This window comes from Streptomyces bluensis (genome assembly GCF_014650715.1).
Classification (GTDB): domain Bacteria; phylum Actinomycetota; class Actinomycetes; order Streptomycetales; family Streptomycetaceae; genus Streptomyces; species Streptomyces bluensis.
In genome coordinates this window covers 163,448-181,304 of sequence record NZ_BMVM01000002.1, presented here as the reverse complement: position 1 = coordinate 181,304, position 17,857 = coordinate 163,448, and the positions used below count along the sequence as shown (strand labels likewise).

Genomic DNA, 17,857 nt, shown 5'->3' with positions numbered 1-17,857 from the left:
GGGACGGAGGCCGAGATGCGCCGCAGGACCAGCCTGATTCTGCTCGCCCTCGCCGTGTTCTTCGCGGCGCTGTCCCCCCTGGTGCGCTGGTACGCCTTCCCGCGCCTGGCCAAGATCCCGGCCAACCAGTACCAGGACATGGTCCTGGAGGCGAAGGACGCGACCCTCCTCGACTACGGCACGATGAGGGCGAAGAAGGTCCCCAAGGTCACCATCGTGCAGACCCTCAAGGGCAACGTGGAGGCCTCCGAGAAGATCGAGAAGACGGCCGGCCGGGACGTCGTCGTCTGGGACGGGCTCTCCTACGTGCAGGGCCCGGACGGTGCGATGGTCTCCAAGGTCCCCGAACGCTACGTCTTCGACGCCCACACCCAGGAACCGGTGCACACCAAGAGCGAGATGGTCGACGGCGACCCGGTGAAACGCGAGGGCCTGGAATTCAAGTGGCCGTTCCTCACGGAGAAACGGGACTACGAGTACTTCGACGCCCAGGCACGGGTCACCGCGCCCATCCACTACAAGGGCACCCAGGACTTCCGCGGCATCGAGGTCTACTACTTCGAGCAGACCATCCCCTGGACCAAGGTGCCCTTCCCCAAGACCATGCCCGTCCAGGGCATCACCCCGGAGTCGGTCGCGAGGACGGGCACGACCCGCTGGTACACCACCGTCCGCAAGTTCTGGGTCGAGCCCCTCACCGGCGCCCCCGTGTACGGCGAGGAGATCCACAAGGAGGAACTCCGCGGCGGCACACTCCTGGGAGGCCGCGAGAAGGTGACGGCCTTCGCCGGGCACGTGAAGATGCGCGAGGACTACATCAGGTCGACCGCGGACCTGGTCGAGTCCAACCGGACGCTGGTGCTGCTGATGACCTCGTACCTGCCGTGGGGCTTCCTCACCCTCGGTGTCCTGCTGCTGTCGCTCTCCCTGTACCTGGAGGCCCGCGGTCGCGGCCGCGGGGAACCGGAGCCCTCGGAAACCGCGGCGCCGCAGCCGGTCAGCGCCTGAGCCGCGCGTTCGTGTACCGGGTCGGCTCGGCGGTCGCCGGGTCCTCGGGCCACGGATGCTTCGGGTACCGGCCGCGCAACTCCGCCCGCACGGCCCTGTACCCGTCCTTCCAGAAGGACGCGAGATCGGCGGTGACCGCAGCGGGCCGTCCGGCGGGGGAGAGGAGATGCACGAGGACCGGGACACCGGCCGGCGCGGGCGACTCGTGGAGTCCGAACATCTCCTGCAACTTTACGGCCAGCACAGGCCGTTCGGGGTCCGCGTAGTCGATCCGGATTCTCGACCCACTCGGTACGGTGATCCGCTCCGGGGCGAGCTCGTCGAGTCGAACGGCATCGCCGGAGGCCCACGGCAGCAACCGTCCCAGTGCCTCCCCGGCGTCCACCCGCGCCAGATCGCCGCGACGCCGGGCACGGCTCAGCTCCGGCTCCAACCACTCCTCCACGCGCGCGTGGAGGGCGTCGTCGGAGACCTCGGGCCACGGCTCGCCCAGGTGCAGCCGGAGAAACGCGAGCCTCTGCCGCAGCCGCTCGGCGTCCGGGGACCACCGCAGCAGCCCGAACCCCTCCTCCCGCAGCCCGTCGAGCAGCGCCGCCCGTACGAGCCCGGGGTCGGCGTCCCTGAGGGGGCGCACCGCCAACTCCACCGCCCCCAGCCGCTCGACCCGCCGAGCGACGACGTCCCCGTCGGCCCAGCGAACCTCCTCGCCGACGGCACGCAGCGGCGCCGCCGCGCGCCGGGCCACCTCCTCGTCCACCGCGGCGGCGAGCCGCACGCGCGCGTGCCCGGAGCCGACCGGCCGGTCCGCGACGGCGACAGCCAGCCACGGGAGACCACGCAGGGACGAGCCGTCCCCGACGTCCGCCCGCGTCCCGGAGACCATGACGTACGACCCGCCCTGCGCCCTGGCCACCCGCTCGGGAAACGCGAACGCCGCCACGAGCCCGACGGCGGCGTCGTCCGTGAGCGCGGGGCCGGCCGCGGGCCCGGACCCCCGGAACACGTCCGCCGCCGCGGCCCGGAGCCGCCGCGTCTCCGCCCGCCAGCGCCCCGCGTACGCGTCACCGCCACGCCGGGCCGTCCGCAGCGCCGCGGCCAGATCGTCGCCGTACTCGCGCGGCGCCTCCTCGCTGAGCAGGGCGACGACCTCGGCCGCCCGGTCCACGCCGACCTCGGATGCCGCGTCCAGCAGCGCCCGCGCCAGCCGCGGGTGCAGCCCGAGCCGGGACATCCGCACGCCGCGCTCCGTGACCCGCCCGTCCTGGTCCACGGCCCCGATCCCCGACAGGACGTCCCGTGCCGCCGCCATCGCCCCGCCCGGCGGCGGGTCGGGCAACGCCAGCCCGGCAGCGTCCGGATCGCCCCAGCAGGCCGCCTGGAGGGCGAACGTGGTGAGATCGGCCAGTTTGATCTCGGGCGCGGGAAACCGCGGCAGACGCATGTTCTCGGCCTCCGCCCAGCAGCGGTACGCGGCGCCCGGAGCCTCGCGCCCGGCACGCCCCGCCCGCTGGCGCCCGGCCGCCTGAGAGGCCCGTACGGTCGTCAGAGCGCTGAGCCCGCGCGCGTGGTCCACCCGCGGCTCCCGCGCCAGCCCGGAGTCCACCACCACCCGCACGCCCGGAACCGTCAGCGACGACTCGGCCACGGACGTGGCCAGCACCACCCGGCGGCGCACCCCGGGCGACAGCACGGCATCCTGAACGGCCGCGGACGCCCGCCCGTGCACCTGGAGCACCTCGATGCCGCCCTCCAGGTCCCCCAATTCCCCGGCCACGCGCGCGATCTCCCCGACCCCGGGGAGGAAACACAGGACATCGCCCTCCCGCTCCACCAGCGCCCGCCGCACCACCGACGCCACATGCGTCAGCAGCGCCGGGTCCACACGCATGCCGTGCGGCGGCCGCACGGGACGCACCGGTGGCGCCCACACGACCTCCACCGGGTGCGAGACGCCCTCCGCCTCCACCACCGGCGCGTCGCCCAGCAGCCGGGCCCAGCCCTGCGCGTCGGTCGTGGCGGACGCGGCCACCAGACGCAGCTCGGGGCGGAGCGCGGCCCGTACGTCCAGCAGGAACGCCGCCACCGTGTCCGCGTCCAGATGCCGCTCATGGCACTCGTCGAGCACCACGACGTCCACGCCCGCCAGTTCCTGGTCGCGCTGCAACCGCTGCAGCAGCAAGCCCGTCGTGACGACCTCCACACGCGCGCGTGGCCCCACCACCCGCTCGCCGCGCACGCTGTACCCGACGCTCTCGCCGACCTTCTCCCCGAGCAGCCATGCCATCCGCCGTGCCGCTGCCCGTGCCGCGATACGGCGCGGCTCGGCGACGACGACACCCCGTGCGGGCCCGTCACCCACCAGACCGGCCAGCACCAGCGGAACGAGGGTGGTCTTCCCGGTGCCGGGCGGCGCCACCAGAACGGCGGAGCCGTGCCCCTCCAGAGCGTCGCTCAGCTCGGGCAGGGCACGTCGTACGGGCAGCGCGTCCAGGGCGTCGTAACGGATCACGCCCCAAGTGTCGTACGGCCGTCAAAGCCGCCCTCCACGCGCGCGTGCGGCTCGGTTCGGCTCAGTCGCGTTCGCACACGAAGATGGCCGTCCCCGGGATCAGGTGCCCGCGCAGCGGGGACCAGCCGCCCCACTCGGCGGTGTTCCAGGCGGGCCACTCCGGCTCGACCAGGTCGACCAGGCGGAAACCGGATACCGCGATGTCCCGCACCCGGTCGCCGAGGGTGCGGTGGTGCTCGACGTACACCGCACGGCCCTGCTGGTCCTGCTCGACGTACGGCGTGCGGTCGAAGTAGGAGGCGGAGACGCTCAGCCCCTCCGGGCCCGGTTCGTCGGGGAACGCCCAGCGGATCGGGTGAGTGACCGAGAAGACGAAGCGGCCGCCCGGACGCAGCACCCGGCGCACCTCCCGCAGCACCAGCACGGGGTCGGCGACGAACGGCAGCGCGCCGTACGCCGAGCACGCCAGGTCGAAGGACGCGTCAGCGAAGGGCAGGGTGCCCGCGTCGGCCTGCACCAGGGGGAAGGTTCCACCGATGCGCAGCGCGTGCTGGAGCTGGCGGTGGGAGAGGTCCAGCGCCACCGGACGGGCGCCCTGCGCGCCCAGCCAGCGCGAGCACTGGGCGGCGCCGGCGCCGATCTCCAGGACGTCCTTGCCCTTCAGGTCCTCCGGCGGCCCCAGGAGCTCCGCCTCCACCTCGTCGAGGCCCTCAGGACCCCACACGAAACGGTCGTCCCCGAGGAAGGTGCCGTGCTCGACCTGGTAGTCGTCCGCGTTCCGGTCCCACCAGCCCCGGTTGGCACGGGAACTCTCCGCGACTCCCGCCGCACGCCGGGTCGCCTCGGGGTCGAAGTCATCGAGCTCTTGGATGATCGGCTCCCTCGTCGTAATCTTCCGTCCCTGCTACCGGCATCGGTGGTGTCACGGAAGGGGCGTGCCGGGCCTGCACGGGCTCGGAACACCGTCCGGTGCACGGCATGCGGTTGCCGCCGTGTGTGCTCCTGTGCCGGGAATGGGGCGATCCGCCCCGGGTGTGGGTCTTCGTGCGTTGACCCTGCCCGGCTGCCCCCGTATGCTACAAGTTGCGCTGCGGGCCTGCGCGCCTCAGACGGAGCAGGCTGCGCTCGCATCTGTTGTATGTCCCCTCGGTTGTCGAGGCGCCACCGGTATTTCCGGTGTGGCGCTTCCTTGGCTGTCCGGCTTCTGCAGAGCGAAACGGGCTCCCGGCGTAAGCAGTGCCTACGACTTCAATGTCCGTACCGGAGCCCTTTCCCACATGACGAGCAGCACCGAGACCACCGCCACCACCCCGCAGGTAGCGGTCAACGACATCGGTAACGAGGAAGCCTTCCTCGCCGCGATCGACGAGACGATCAAGTACTTCAACGACGGCGACATCGTCGACGGCGTCATCGTGAAGGTCGACCGGGACGAGGTCCTGCTCGACATCGGTTACAAGACCGAAGGTGTCATCCCGAGCCGCGAGCTCTCGATCAAGCACGACGTCGACCCGAACGAGGTCGTTGCCGTCGGCGACGAGATCGAGGCCCTCGTCCTCCAGAAGGAGGACAAGGAAGGCCGCCTGATCCTCTCGAAGAAGCGCGCCCAGTACGAGCGTGCCTGGGGGACCATCGAGAAGATCAAGGAAGAGGACGGCATCGTCACCGGTACCGTCATCGAGGTCGTCAAGGGTGGTCTCATCCTCGACATCGGCCTCCGTGGCTTCCTCCCGGCCTCCCTGGTCGAGATGCGCCGCGTCCGCGACCTCCAGCCGTACGTCGGCAAGGAGCTTGAGGCGAAGATCATCGAGCTGGACAAGAACCGCAACAACGTGGTCCTGTCCCGCCGCGCCTGGCTGGAGCAGACCCAGTCCGAGGTCCGTCAGACGTTCCTCACGACCCTTCAGAAGGGTCAGGTCCGCTCCGGTGTGGTCTCCTCGATCGTCAACTTCGGTGCCTTCGTGGACCTGGGCGGCGTCGACGGTCTGGTCCACGTCTCCGAGCTGTCCTGGAAGCACATCGACCACCCGTCCGAGGTCGTCGAGGTGGGCCAGGAGGTCACCGTCGAGGTCCTCGACGTGGACATGGACCGCGAGCGCGTCTCCCTGTCGCTGAAGGCGACCCAGGAAGACCCGTGGCAGCAGTTCGCCCGTACGCACCAGATCGGCCAGGTCGTGCCCGGCAAGGTCACGAAGCTGGTTCCGTTCGGTGCGTTCGTCCGCGTGGACGAGGGCATCGAGGGCCTGGTCCACATCTCCGAGCTGGCCGAGCGCCACGTGGAGATCCCGGAGCAGGTCGTCCAGGTCAACGACGAGATCTTCGTCAAGGTCATCGACATCGACCTGGAGCGTCGCCGGATCTCGCTGTCGCTGAAGCAGGCCAACGAGTCCTTCGGTGCCGACCCGGCCGCGGTCGAGTTCGACCCGACCCTGTACGGCATGGCCGCGTCCTACGACGACCAGGGCAACTACATCTACCCCGAGGGCTTCGACCCCGAGACCAACGACTGGCTCGAAGGCTACGAGAAGCAGCGCGAGGAGTGGGAGCGCCAGTACGCCGAGGCGCAGACCCGCTTCGAGCAGCACCAGCAGCAGGTCATCAAGTCCCGCGAGGCGGACGCGCAGGCCGCTGCCGAGGGTGGCGAGGCCGCCGCTCCGGCCGCGTCCGGTGGTTCGTACTCCTCGGAGGGTCCGGACAACTCCGGCGCCCTCGCGTCGGACGAGGCCCTGGCCGCGCTCCGCGAGAAGCTCGCCGGCGGCCAGAGCTGAGTGCTCACCGCTAGGCGGTAACCGCTGAATCAGGGCCCGTACCCAGTGGGGTGCGGGCCCTGAGTCTGTTGTGCGCCGTGAGCCCAGCGCGGAGGCGGACGCTTACCTCTTCAACGAGGCGACCGGCATGACAAAGCCGATGCGTTACCGGACGGCCAAGGCCGATGTGTACGGCCATGTCGCCGAGTTGCTCGCCAAGGCCACCGACAAGGGCGCCCTGGACGGTGAGTTGACGGGCCGGCAATGCCGACAACGCCGACAACGCCGACAACAAGGAGAGGCTCATCGATGTCCGCCCAGTGGCTCTTCCGGACACGGTCCCGTCCCCCGTACGGATGAAAAGCCTCTGAGACGAGGGCCTGACGGGTGCGGGCGGGAATGCCCGCACCTCGCCCTACGTTGTGCAGTACGGACACGAGGAGGAGCGGTCACAGTGCTTGATCCGCAGGGTTTGTACGCATGGGAGCCGAAAGGCCTGGCAGTCGTCGACATGGCGCTCGCCCAGGAATCGGCCGGTCTTGTCATGCTCTACCACTTCGACGGATACATCGACGCGGGCGAGACCGGCGACCAGATCGTCGACCGGCTTCTCGGCTCGCTGCCCCACCAGGTCGTGGCCCGATTCGACCACGACCGCCTGGTGGACTACCGCGCCCGCCGCCCGCTGCTGACGTTCAAGCGCGACCGCTGGACGGGCTACGAGGAGCCCACGCTGGACGTGCGGCTCGTGCAGGACGCCACCGGTGCGCCCTTCCTGCTGCTGTCCGGCCCCGAGCCCGACGTCGAATGGGAGCGCTTCGCCGCGGCCGTCCAGCAGATCGTGGAGCGGCTCGGCGTCCGACTGTCGGTGAACTTCCACGGCATCCCCATGGGCGTCCCGCACACCCGTCCCGTGGGCCTCACCCCGCACGGCAACCGCGTCGAGCTCGTCCCCGGCCACCGCAGCCCCTTCGAGGAGGCGCAGGTCCCCGGCAGCGCGGAGTCCCTCGTCGAGTACCGCCTCATGGAAGCCGGGCACGACGTCCTGGGCGTCGCCGCGCACGTGCCGCACTACATCGCCCGCTCCGCGTACCCGGACGCCGCGCTGACGGTCCTGGAGGCCATCACCGGAGCGACCGGCCTGGTGCTGCCCGGCGTCGCTCACGCCCTGCGCACGGAGGCGTACCGCACGCAGACCGAGATCGACCGGCAGATCCGCGAGGGCGACGAGGAGCTCGTCTCGCTGGTCCAGGGCCTTGAGCACCAGTACGACGCCGCCGCGGGCGCCGAGACACGCGGCAACATGCTGGCCGAGCCCGCCGACATCCCCTCCGCGGACGAGATCGGCCGCGAGTTCGAGAAGTTCCTGGCGGAGCGGGAGGGCGACGGCGGCTGACCGGATAGGCTGGCCGGGAGCCGCGCCCCGCATCTCCCCGGCCGACGCGGGGGTTGTCCGGTGGGCTTGACCGGCGGCACCGGAGCCGGTGATTCGCCCCCGCCGACGCGGGGTTCGTGTGGGGAGGCGCGGTCATGCTGTCCGTTGGTCTGACCGGGGGTATCGGCACCGGCAAGAGCGAGGTGTCGCGGCTGCTCGTCGAGTGCGGTGCCGTGCTGATCGACGCGGACCGCATCGCACGTGAGGTCGTCGCGCCCGGAACTCCCGGGCTGGCGGCGGTCGTCGACGCGTTCGGCGAGGACGTGCTCGCCCCGGACGGCAGCCTCGACCGCCCCCGGCTCGGCTCCATCGTCTTCGCGGACGCGGAGCGGCTCGCCGTGCTGAACGCGATCGTGCACCCCCTCGTGGGCGCACGGTCCCGCGAACTCGAAGCAGCCGCCCCCGAGGACGCGGTCGTGGTCCACGACGTCCCGCTCCTCGCCGAGAACGGACTCGCCCCGCTGTACGACCTCGTGGTCGTCGTCGATACGAGTCCCGAGACCCAGCTCGACCGGCTGGTACGCCTGCGCGGCATGACCGAGCAGGACGCCCGTGCCCGCATGGCCGCCCAGGCGACCCGCGAGAAGCGCCTGGAGGTCGCGGACATCGTGATCGACAATGACGTACCCCTGGAGGAGCTGCGGCTGCGCGTACAGGACGTATGGACCGAGCTCGCCCGCAGGGCGCGGGAGCGGGAGCCACGGCAGCCGTCCCAGGAATAGCGCCCCTCCACGAGGGCGTTGAACCGTGGCAGCAAGGGAAGGGATCAGCCGTGCCCGAGAACAGCGGTTCCAGCGGACGTACTCCGGAGACGCACGTCATCGACTTCCGCGCCGCCGAGCAGCTGCTGGCGGCCGGCGACCCACGGGGTGCGGTGAAGCTGCTCGACGGAGTCATCGCCGTACACCCGGAGAACACGGCGGCCCGGCTGCTGCGCGCGCGTGCCTTCTTCGCCGCCGCGCAGCTGCGGCCCGCCGAACTGGAGTTCACGATCGTCCTGGAGCGCGAGCCGGACAACGCGTTCGCGCACTTCGCGCTCGCCCGCACCTATCAGCGCCAGAGCCGGCCGGACCCGGCCAAGCGTCACTTCCGTCTCGCGGCGGCACTCGATCCGAACCCCGAGTACCTGGAAGCGGCACGTTTCGACGCGTGACGGCGACCTGACGTCGCCCTAGCGGTGGTGGTGCTCCGGAGGCCGGTAGGGCGGTACGTCGCGGCCGGGCTGGTAGTGCGGACCCTGGCGGATGTGTCGCACGATCATGGTGAGGTCGACGCTGACGATCAGCCACAGCACACCGCAGGCGATCGCCCAGCCGGGCCGTCCCACGAGCGAGAACGCGACGGTCCCCACGATCGCCCAGATCAGCCCCCACACACTCAGCCAGAGGCGCAGCCGCAGGGCACTGCGCGCTGTCATCGGTTCACTGCCCGTACGCATCCGGATCACTGCTCCTACTCGGAAACGTACTCTTCGACCGGCCTGATCTCCAGGAGACGGCGCCCGATCGGGCGGGGAGACGATGGCGTTCGGTTTCGGGGGCGGATCACACCGAACGGATTCACTCTATCGGGTGACCATCTGGGGGAACGGGCGGGCGGAACCGGTCCGTTGAACGGGCATGACCATTCAGATGCGTGAGGGGTACGAGGGGACCGGACCCGGAGCGATCACTCCGGACGGTTGCGCGGTCGAGCTCTATTCGCGCCTGCCGGTGGGGGAAGAACCGGAGGTGATCGCCGGCGTGGCGCCCGCCGGGGCGCACATTCTCGAACTGGGCAGCGGGGTGGGCCGGATGACCCACCCGCTCCTGGAGCGGGGATTCACCGTCACGGCCGTGGACGAGTCGGCGGAGATGCTGGAGCGGGTGCGTGGGGCCCGCACGATATGCAGCCCGGTTGAGAAGCTCGACCTGGGCGAGAAGTTCGATGTGGTGCTGCTCGCGTCGTTCCTCGTGCACAACGGGGACGACGAGGTGCGGCGGGGGATGCTCAGGACCTGTCTGCGGCACGTCGCGGACGACGGCTTCGTGCTCATCCAGCGTGAGGGAGAGGACTACCACACGAACGTGCCCCGCGAGCGGGTCGATCCCAGCGGTTTCACCGTGCGAATCCTGTCGTCCGAGCCGGCGGGGGACGGGGTGAACTCGGTGCACGTGGAGTACGTCTTCCCGGACGCCGTCTGGACCCAGACGTTCCGGGCACGACCACTGACCAGGGAACAGTTCGAGGAGGCGCTGGAGGAAGCGGGGCTGAGGGTGGACCGGTATGTGACGGAGGACGGGATCTGGGTGAAGGCGGTGCCGGTGGGGTAGCGCCGCTGGTCTATGAAGGCCTCGGTCGGTCGTCCCGGTCGCTCTGACCGCCTGGGCCCGCCGTCACCACACGGCCGGGCTGGTGCGGCTGGCCTGGCACAGGGTTTGACTGCCGGGCGCGCGGTAGCCCGGCTCTGCCGGGACGTGCTGCGTCGGGGGCCTCCGGGTGAGCTGGGGCGCCCGACGGTTCGTGGGTGCCGGTGCCGGTGCGGGTGCATGTGTGCGCTCCGCGAGGCCTCCGGGGTGGCCGGTCCCCGATCAGCGGGGTCCGGGGGAGCCGGCCGGTCCGCTGCCTCGGCCGCCGAGTGGGCCCGGTCCGCTCAGGGCGCGGAGGCGTTCGATCTCGCGGCGGTCGCGCTTGGTGGGGCGGCCCGTGCCGCGGTCGCGGATACCGGCGGGCGCCATGGCCTCGCGGGGCGGGGGCGGTGGGCTGTTGTCGACGTAGCACTCCACCGCGACCGGGGCGCCGACCCGCTTCCGGATCAGGCGTTTCACGACGACGATCCGCTCGCGGCCCGCGTGACGCAGCCGTACTTCGTCGCCGACACGGACCGAGTAGGCGGGCTTGACGCGTTCGCCGTTCACGCGGACATGCCCTCCGCGGCAGGCGGCAGCACCCATCGAGCGGGTTTTCACGAGGCGGACGGACCAGATCCAGCTGTCGATCCGCACGCTCTCGCCACTCGCCGGGCGAGCGGCCTCGGCGGCAGCCGCGGCGTCGGCCGAGCCGCGCGCACTCCGCTCGCCGGACGCGCCTTCCGCACCCGCGGCGCTCGTGTTCTCGTCCGCACCCTCAGAAGCCATGTCTCCGACCTTAACGCCGGAGGGCATGCCGCTCGGCGGGATTTTGGCCTGTACGCCGCCGTCACCGGGTTCGCCGACCACCGGCCGTACCGTGGAGGCATGGACAGCGGCCTGGCCGAACTCGACGCGCGGATCACCGGGTGCAGGGCGTGCCCGCGGCTGGTCGCGTGGCGGGAAGAGGTGGCCCGCACGAAGCGGGCCACCTTCGCCGAGTGGACGTACTGGGGGCGACCGGTGCCCGGGTTCGGGCCGGCTGACGCGTCCTTGCTGATCGTGGGCCTCGCACCCGCAGCGCACGGGGGGAACCGGACGGGACGGATGTTCACCGGCGACCGGTCGGGGGACGTGCTGTACGCGGCGCTGCACGATGTGGGACTGGCGTCACGCGGGACCGCGGTGAGCGCCGACGACGGCCTGGAGCTGTACGGAGTGCGGATCACCTCACCTGTGCACTGCGCCCCGCCCGCCAACCGGCCGACACCGAGGGAGCGGGACGCCTGCCGCCCATGGATGATCAGTGAGCTGGAGTTGCTGCGGCCGACGCTGCGGGCCGTCGTGGTGCTCGGGGCCTTCGGCTGGCAGGCCGTGCTGCTGGCGCTCGCCGGCGCCGGATGGGACGTGCCCCGGCCACGACCCGCCTTCAAGCACGGGGCACGGATCATGCTGGACGGACGCCCGCGCCCGCTGGACGTCTTCGGTTGCTTCCACGTCAGCCAGCGCAACACGTTCACGGGCCGACTCACCCCCGCGATGGTGCGGGACGTCCTGCGGACGGCGGCCGACTGCGCGGGGCTGCCCACCATGCCGTCCAAGCGGTAGCGGCGGTGCCGCACGAGCCGTGGCGGCGGCCCCGGACCCGGAAATGGGATCCCTGAATCGTGAAACGCGGCCCCGTACCCGCGAAATATCGGGCTGCTGACGCTGACCCCCGGCATTTAGGCTCTTGCGATGGGCCTGTATCCGGAGATCGAACCGTACGACCAGGGCATGCTCGACGTGGGCGACGGCAACCACGTGTACTGGGAGGTCTGCGGCAATCCGCGGGGCAAGCCCGCAGTGATGCTGCACGGCGGACCCGGTACGGGCAGCAACCCCTACTTCCGGCGCTATGTCGACCCGGACGCGTATCGCGTGGTCCTGCTGGACCAGCGCGGCTGCGGGCGGTCCACGCCGCACGCGAGCGCGTACGACACCGACATGAGCGTCAACACGACGCCGCACGTCATCGCCGACCTGGAGCGGCTGCGACAGCACCTGGGGATCGAGCGATGGCTGGTGTGGGGTGTGTCGTGGGGGTCGGTGCTCGGACTGCGCTATGCGCAGACGCACCCCGGTGCCGTGTCCGAACTGGTCCTGACCGCAGTGGGGACCGGAGCCAATCGCGAGGTGGCCCTGATGACCAGGGGGCTCGGGCAGTTCTACCCCGAGGCCTTCGAACGGTTCGTCGCCGAGTTGCCCGAGGGCGAGCGCGACGGGAACCTGGCGGCGGCGTACAACCGGCTGATCGAGTCGCCCGACCCCGAGGTGCGGGCGAGGGCGGCACGGGCCTGGACCGACTGGGAGACGGCCATGGCACCCGCCCCGCCGCGTTCGATCCCTGACTTCGAGGACCCGGTGTACCGCATGGGCTTCGCCCGCACGGTCACGCACTACTGGGGCAATGACCACTTCCTCGGCGAGGGCAACGAGGAAGGCGTGGTCCTGCGGGACGCGCCGCTCCTGAAAGACATCCCCGGCACCATCGTCCAGGGCAGCCTCGACCCCGGCAACCTCCTCGGCACCGTGTGGCTTCTCCACCAGGGCTGGCCCGGCAGCGAGTTGGTCCTCATCGATGAGGTCGGGCACAACGCGGGCGCGCCGGGCATGGTGGACGCACTGGTGGCGGCCACGGACAGGTACGCGGCCCGGGGTGTTTGACCGCTGCCGCGTTTGAGGAGCACCTCACGCTACCGGCGGGCGGGTGCCCGTTCGCCCGCCGACTGCACGAACTGCAACGTCAGCGGCCGCCACGCCTTCGCCCTTCACCCGACGGCTGGACGACCACGATGTCTGGGCGGCGCCGATCACCGTACGAGTGGTCACCGTTCTCCTTCCGGGCCGGGCTCCGCGCCCGCGCCACCTTCGCCCCGCGCGTGACGGTCGTCGTCCTCGGCCGTGTGACCGTCGCCGTCGAGTTCCGTGCCGAAGAGATGCCGCATCGTCGACCGGTAGTTCGTCCGCACGTGGGCCAGCGCGTGTGCCCGGGCCCGTGCCGGGTCGCCGGAGGCGATGGCCTCGTACAACTCGCGATGTTCGACGAGGAGTTGGGGCCATTCTTCGTTCCGGCGGGTCATCCAGCGCAGGCGGCCCGCGACGGGTTCCAGGGAGGCGACCAGCAGATGGTTGCCCGCCATCGCCACGATGCGGTCGTGGAGGCGGCTGTTGACGTCGGTGATCGTCTCGGCGTCCCCCGACTCCGTCGCGGCGGCCGCCAGGTCGAGGAGTTCCTGGACCTCGGCCAGGTCCTCGGGTGTCGCGCGTGCCGCGGCGAGTCCGGCGGCGTAGACCTCCAGTGCCTCGCGCAGTTCGAAGAGTTCCTGCACGTCGTTCGCGGTGAGGCGGCGGACGACCGTGCGGCGCGGTGTCTCGAAGTGGACGAACCCCTCGCCGACCAGTGCGCGGATCGCTTCGCGGACCGGGACGCGGGAGACCCCGAAGCGGTCGGCCAGCTCCCGTTCGACGAGTCGGTCACCGGGGCGGAGGCGGCCCGCGATGATCTCCTGCCGCAGGTTCGCCAGGACACGTTCCCGCACGGCGCCCAGGGGTTCGACCTTCGTCATGGACCCCATCTTCGTCGACTCCGGGGCTGATTTACGAAGCGGTAACAGGAGCGATACCGGTCGGAACTGTTGACGGGTGCACCATGACGGAGTTTGGTATACCAAAATTCGCGCACGGTCAGCTCCTCGAAAACGGTCCCCGCAAGCAGCACTCCACAGCCAGTCCTCCTGGTCCCCCTCGCTCATGGAGGCCCCGTGTCCCTCGCCGACCCGGCCCAAGCAAGCGGCACAGCCGCATTCGTCCCCGATCCCCGGCTCACCAACGAAGACCTCGCGCCCGCGGGCAAGCGCAACTGGAAGGTCTTCGACCTCTTCGCGATGTGGATGTCGGACGTCCACAACCTCGGCAACTACACGTTCGCCGCGGGCCTGCTGGTACTCGGTATGAACGTGTGGCAGGTTTTCACGTCCCTGCTCGTCGGCTTCGTGCTCATCTACATCGGCATGAACCGGATGGGACGGATAGGCCAGCGACACGGTGTGCCCTTCCCCGTCATCAGTCGCATCAGCTTCGGCGTCTGGGGCGCCAACATCCCGGCGCTGATCAGGGCTGTCATCGCCATCATGTGGTACGTACCTCGCGTCCGTCGCCGTCAACGTGATGCTGCTGGCGGCCTGGCCGGGCCTGGAGTCCTGGACGCACAGCTCCTTCCTGGGGCTGGACGCGCTCGGCTGGGTCTCCTTCATCTCCCTCTGGATCATTCAGGCGCTGATCATCAGCCAGGGCATGGAGTCGGTGCGGAAGTTCCAGGACTTCTGCGGGCCGGCGATCTGGATCGTGATGATCGCCCTCGCCGTGTGGATCCTGGCCAAGGCCGGCTGGACCATCTCGCTGACGTCGACCCCGCACCCGGTCTCCGTTGGTGAGCAGTGGCGGCAGTGGTTCGGCGCGATCGGGCTGATCCTCGCCACGTACGGCACCCTGATGCTCAACTTCTGCGACTTCTCGCGCTTCGCGCCCGACTACCGGACCGTGAAGCGGGGCAACTTCTGGGGCCTGCCCATCAACTCCACGGCCTTCGTGGTCGTGTCGGTCATCGTCACGGCCGGCTCGCTGGAGGTGTTCGGCGAGGCCATCACCGACCCGGCGGAACTCGTCGCCAAGGTCGGCAACACCTGGGTGCTGGTCCTGGCCGCCCTGACCTTCGCCATCGCCACCATGGGCGTCAACATCGTCGCCAACTTCGTCTCGCCCGCGTACGACCTCGCCAACGTCTGGCCGCAGAAGATCACGTTCAAGGTCGGCGGCATGATCAGCACGGTCGCCGCGCTGGTCGTGACCCCGTGGAATCTCTTCTCCAATCCCACCGTCGTCAACTACTTCCTCGGTGGCCTCGGCGCCTTCCTCGGCCCCCTGTTCGGCGTGATCATGCTCGACTACTTCTGGGTCAAGCGCGGCCGTATCGACGTCGATGAACTCTTCAACGCCGAGCCCGGCTCCCGCTACTACTACCGCAAGGGCGTCAACCCCAAGGCCCTGTGGGCGTTTCTGCCGGCCGCGGTGGTGTCGGCGGTGCTCGCGCTGGTGAAGGACTTCAGCGCCGTCGCCCCGTACTCCTGGTTCATCGGAACAGCCCTGGCCGCCGGACTGTACGCCCTGCTCTGCCGCCCGGAGCGCGCCGCGGCCGATGTGTCTGCCGCCGCCGAGCCCGCCACCACGGAAGGCTGAGTGTGCGCATCGTCGTCACCAACTGCAACACCACGCAGGAGATGACCGAGGAGATCGTACGAGGTGCCCGGGCCGCCGCAGGCCCGGGCACCACCGTGACCGGACTGACCCCGGACTGGGGACCCGAGTCCGCGGAAGGCTGGCTGGACAGTTACCTCTCGGCCGCCGCCGTCCTCGATTTGCTGCGGACGTACGAAGTGCCGTACGACGCCGTCGTCATGGCCGGGTTCGGTGAGCACGGACGCGAGGGCGCACGGGAGCTCGTGGACGTGCCCGTCGTTGACATCACCGAGGCCGCCGCCCACTTCGCGTGCCTGCTCGGAAGGCGTTACGGGGTCGTCACCACACTGGAGCGGTCCTGCGGGCAGATCGAGGACAGCCTGGAGACGGCCGGGGTGGGGCGGAACTGCGCCGCCGTGGTCGGCACCGGGCTCGGCGTCCTCGACCTGGGGGACGGCAGGCGCACGGAGGAGGCGTTCGTGGCCGCCGCCGAACGGGCGCGTGAGGCGGGTGCCGAAGTCCTCGTGCTCGGCTGCGCGGGGATGACCGGGCTCCAGCGGACGGTCGGGGAGAAGCTGGGCCTCCCCGTCGTCGACGGGGTGGGCGCGGCCGTGAAGCTCGCCGAGTCGCTGGTGACACTCGGGCTCACCACCAGCCGGGTGGGGAGCTATGCCAAGCCGCTGCCGAAGCGGCGGACTTGGGGGCGCAACGGGCACACTGGGCACATCGGGTGTGCCGGCGACTGAGGAGCCGCCGGCGAGTTCAGGGGTCGGCTCCTGGGGAGGACCCGGTCACTCCTCGGCGTGCTCGGGCACGACCGCGGTCGCCGTGATCTCCACGAGTTGGCCCGTGTAGCCGAGGCAGGCCACGCCGAGCAGGGTCGAGGAGTGCGGACCGGTGCGGAGACCGGACGCCTCGACGACCTCCCAGACCGCGGAGAGGACCGTCGGCTCGCCGCTCACGACGTACACGTCCGTCGACACGACGTGCGCGAAGTCACTGCCGACCGCGTGCAGTTGTTCGCCGAGGTTCGCGAGGACCTGCTCGGCCTGCCGCACGGGATCGCCCGCGCCGACCAGGTTCCCGTCGGCGTCGAGGGGGACGGAACCGGCCAGGAACGCCAGCTTCGTCCCCGCCTCGACGACGGACGCGTGGGAGTAGACGGGCGGCGGGAAGAGGCTGGGGACGGTGACGCGCTGAATCATGGAAACTCCCAGGGGTGGATCGATTTTTCCGATCATGCGAGCCCTGTGACACCGTCGCATCCGAATTTCGTCCAGCATTTCGTCCAGCCACGCGGCCGCCACGCACGACCTGCCTCCTCCCTCGTCACCCCTCGGTGAACTGCGCCGTTCCCAGCGTCGCGAACCACTCGCGTATCTGCTTCTCGTCGTCCGTCGCGGCGAGCGAGAGGAGCAGCAGGAGCCTGGCCTTCTGCGGGGTCAGGTCCTCGGCGCCGATGACGCCCGTGGTGCTCGTCGAGCCGTACACCGCGCCGGAGCCGGTGCGGGTGGTCGAGGCGAAGATGACGCCCTTCTTGACGGCCTCCGTGCGTGCCGTCGACATCGCGGGCGAGATGCCACCGGCACCGGTGCCCGCGGTGACGATCCCGTCCGCTCCGGCGTCCGCGAAGGCCTTGACCGCCTCGCCGCCCGCGTCCTGGTACGAGTACGCGATCTCGACCTTGGGCAGCGCCTTGCCGTCCTTGGCGATCCGGTCCAGGTCGAAGGGCGTGGGCCAACTCGACCTGCCGCACGACTCGACGCGGGCCGGCGCCCGGTTCAGGCGGATGTTGTCCTGGTCGATGACACCGAGCCGACCGGAGGAGCCGCTGGTGAACGTGTCCATGCGGAGCGCGTCGGTCTTGCGGACCTCACGTGCGGCCTGGACCTCGTCGTTCAGCATCACGACGGTGCCGTAGCACTTGGTCTTGCGGCTCGCGGCCAGCTTGATCGCGTTGTAGAGGTTGGCGGGCGCGTCGGTGCCGATGACGGTCCACGGGCGCATGGACCCGGTCAGGACGATGGGCTTGTCGCTGCGCACGGTGAGGTCGAGCCAGTACGCGAACTCCTCCATGGTGTCCGTGCCCGTCGTCACCACCACCGCGTCGCTCTTCTTCAACGCGGCGTCCACCGAGGCGGTGAGCTTGCGGTAGTCGGCTATCGAGTAGCCGCTCGATCCCTTGTTCCCGAACTGTTGCGTGGTGACCTTCGCGAGCCCGTCCATCTCGGGCCGCAACTCGTCCACCATCTTTGAGATGGTGAGCTTGCCCGACTGGTAGTCCTGGAACGACACACGGTCCGTACTGACGCCGGAGATCGTGCCTCCGGTGCCGATCACCGCCACCTCGGGCAGGTTTCCGTTCCCGTTGCCAGGCTGTGCACTCGCGCTCGACAACGCCGCCACGGCGGCCATGGCGAACGTACTGAGCAGAGCGGCGGTGCGATGGGCGATTCTCACGTTCGGTATCCCTCATGAGTTGACATGGTGCGAAGAGGCCGGCGGCTGACGGTGGTGACTGATCCAGACCGTCTGTCACCGGGTGTCCCTCATG

The 17,857-nt window shown here is 70.4% G+C and carries 16 protein-coding genes and 1 pseudogene; 10 read left to right on the top strand and 7 right to left on the bottom strand.

All coding sequences use genetic code 11. The features are described from left to right. The first annotated feature begins 15 nt into the window (after window positions 1–15). Complete coding sequence (gene pgfA / locus IE262_RS05990) at window positions 16–1,008, top strand: cell envelope lipid trafficking protein PgfA (RefSeq protein ID WP_189871865.1); 993 nt, start codon at window positions 16–18, stop codon at window positions 1,006–1,008. Here pgfA and hrpB read toward each other — a convergent pair. Both hrpB and IE262_RS05980 read right to left on the bottom strand, forming a co-directional pair. Next, the gene (hrpB, locus tag IE262_RS05985) at window positions 998–3,517 is read right to left on the bottom strand and encodes an ATP-dependent helicase HrpB (RefSeq protein WP_189871863.1); all 2,520 of its coding nucleotides are present in this window, start codon (window positions 3,515–3,517) and stop codon (window positions 998–1,000) included. The two genes, pgfA and hrpB, sit on opposite strands and share 11 nt — an antisense overlap. 61 nt (window positions 3,518–3,578) lie before the next feature. Continuing rightward, entirely contained in the window at window positions 3,579–4,409 is an 831-nt protein-coding gene (locus IE262_RS05980; protein WP_189872824.1) for a class I SAM-dependent methyltransferase, read from the bottom strand. Window positions 4,410–4,794: 385 nt separating this feature from the next. Between IE262_RS05980 and rpsA the strand changes: the two genes are divergently transcribed. From rpsA to IE262_RS05960, 4 genes are all read left to right on the top strand, one after another. Continuing rightward, complete coding sequence (gene rpsA / locus IE262_RS05975) at window positions 4,795–6,285, top strand: 30S ribosomal protein S1 (RefSeq protein WP_134032844.1); 1,491 nt, start codon at window positions 4,795–4,797, stop codon at window positions 6,283–6,285. A gap of 433 nt (window positions 6,286–6,718) precedes the next feature. Further along, window positions 6,719–7,660 (top strand): PAC2 family protein, encoded by a 942-nt coding sequence (locus IE262_RS05970; protein ID WP_134032847.1) that lies wholly within the window; start codon window positions 6,719–6,721, stop codon window positions 7,658–7,660. A 134-nt stretch (window positions 7,661–7,794) separates the two neighbouring features. After that, a complete protein-coding gene (gene coaE, locus IE262_RS05965; protein ID WP_189871861.1) occupies window positions 7,795–8,421 on the top strand; it encodes a dephospho-CoA kinase in 627 nt (208 codons plus the stop codon). Between the two features lie 50 nt (window positions 8,422–8,471). Next, window positions 8,472–8,852, top strand: coding sequence for a tetratricopeptide repeat protein (locus IE262_RS05960; RefSeq protein ID WP_189871859.1), 381 nt, complete (start codon window positions 8,472–8,474; stop codon window positions 8,850–8,852). An 18-nt stretch (window positions 8,853–8,870) separates the two neighbouring features. Here IE262_RS05960 and IE262_RS05955 read toward each other — a convergent pair whose 3' ends face one another. Continuing rightward, window positions 8,871–9,137: a DUF6343 family protein gene (locus IE262_RS05955; RefSeq protein ID WP_134032856.1), complete on the bottom strand. Its 267-nt coding sequence runs from the start codon at window positions 9,135–9,137 to the stop codon at window positions 8,871–8,873. Between the two features lie 181 nt (window positions 9,138–9,318). On the opposite strand from IE262_RS05955, the gene IE262_RS05950 reads away from it, so the two are divergent. After that, complete coding sequence (locus tag IE262_RS05950) at window positions 9,319–10,011, top strand: class I SAM-dependent methyltransferase (protein ID WP_229877125.1); 693 nt, start codon at window positions 9,319–9,321, stop codon at window positions 10,009–10,011. A gap of 258 nt (window positions 10,012–10,269) precedes the next feature. On the opposite strand, the gene IE262_RS05945 is transcribed toward IE262_RS05950, so the two are convergent. Continuing rightward, entirely contained in the window at window positions 10,270–10,815 is a 546-nt protein-coding gene (locus tag IE262_RS05945; RefSeq protein WP_189871857.1) for an RNA-binding S4 domain-containing protein, read from the bottom strand. 99 nt (window positions 10,816–10,914) lie between these two features. Between IE262_RS05945 and IE262_RS05940 the strand changes: the two genes are divergently transcribed. Then, entirely contained in the window at window positions 10,915–11,634 is a 720-nt protein-coding gene (locus IE262_RS05940) for a uracil-DNA glycosylase (protein WP_189871855.1), read from the top strand. A gap of 129 nt (window positions 11,635–11,763) precedes the next feature. Then, window positions 11,764–12,732: a prolyl aminopeptidase gene (pip, locus tag IE262_RS05935; protein WP_189871853.1), complete on the top strand. Its 969-nt coding sequence runs from the start codon at window positions 11,764–11,766 to the stop codon at window positions 12,730–12,732. Window positions 12,733–12,893: 161 nt separating this feature from the next. Here the strand turns inward: pip and IE262_RS05930 are convergent, their stop codons facing one another. Continuing rightward, a complete protein-coding gene (locus IE262_RS05930; protein WP_229877124.1) occupies window positions 12,894–13,643 on the bottom strand; it encodes a GntR family transcriptional regulator in 750 nt (249 codons plus the stop codon). A 186-nt stretch (window positions 13,644–13,829) separates the two neighbouring features. On the opposite strand from IE262_RS05930, the pseudogene IE262_RS05925 reads away from it, so the two are divergent. Continuing rightward, a pseudogene (locus tag IE262_RS05925) lies at window positions 13,830–15,303 on the top strand (NCS1 family nucleobase:cation symporter-1). Between the two features lie 2 nt (window positions 15,304–15,305). Beyond that, window positions 15,306–16,049, top strand: a complete 744-nt coding sequence (locus tag IE262_RS05920) for an aspartate/glutamate racemase family protein (RefSeq protein WP_189871851.1) — start codon at window positions 15,306–15,308, stop codon at window positions 16,047–16,049. Between the two features lie 45 nt (window positions 16,050–16,094). Here the strand turns inward: IE262_RS05920 and IE262_RS05915 are convergent, their stop codons facing one another. Next, a complete protein-coding gene (locus IE262_RS05915; protein ID WP_189871849.1) occupies window positions 16,095–16,508 on the bottom strand; it encodes a RidA family protein in 414 nt (137 codons plus the stop codon). Window positions 16,509–16,632: 124 nt separating this feature from the next. After that, a complete protein-coding gene (locus IE262_RS05910; RefSeq protein ID WP_229877123.1) occupies window positions 16,633–17,763 on the bottom strand; it encodes an asparaginase in 1,131 nt (376 codons plus the stop codon). Window positions 17,764–17,857: the final 94 nt, after the last annotated feature.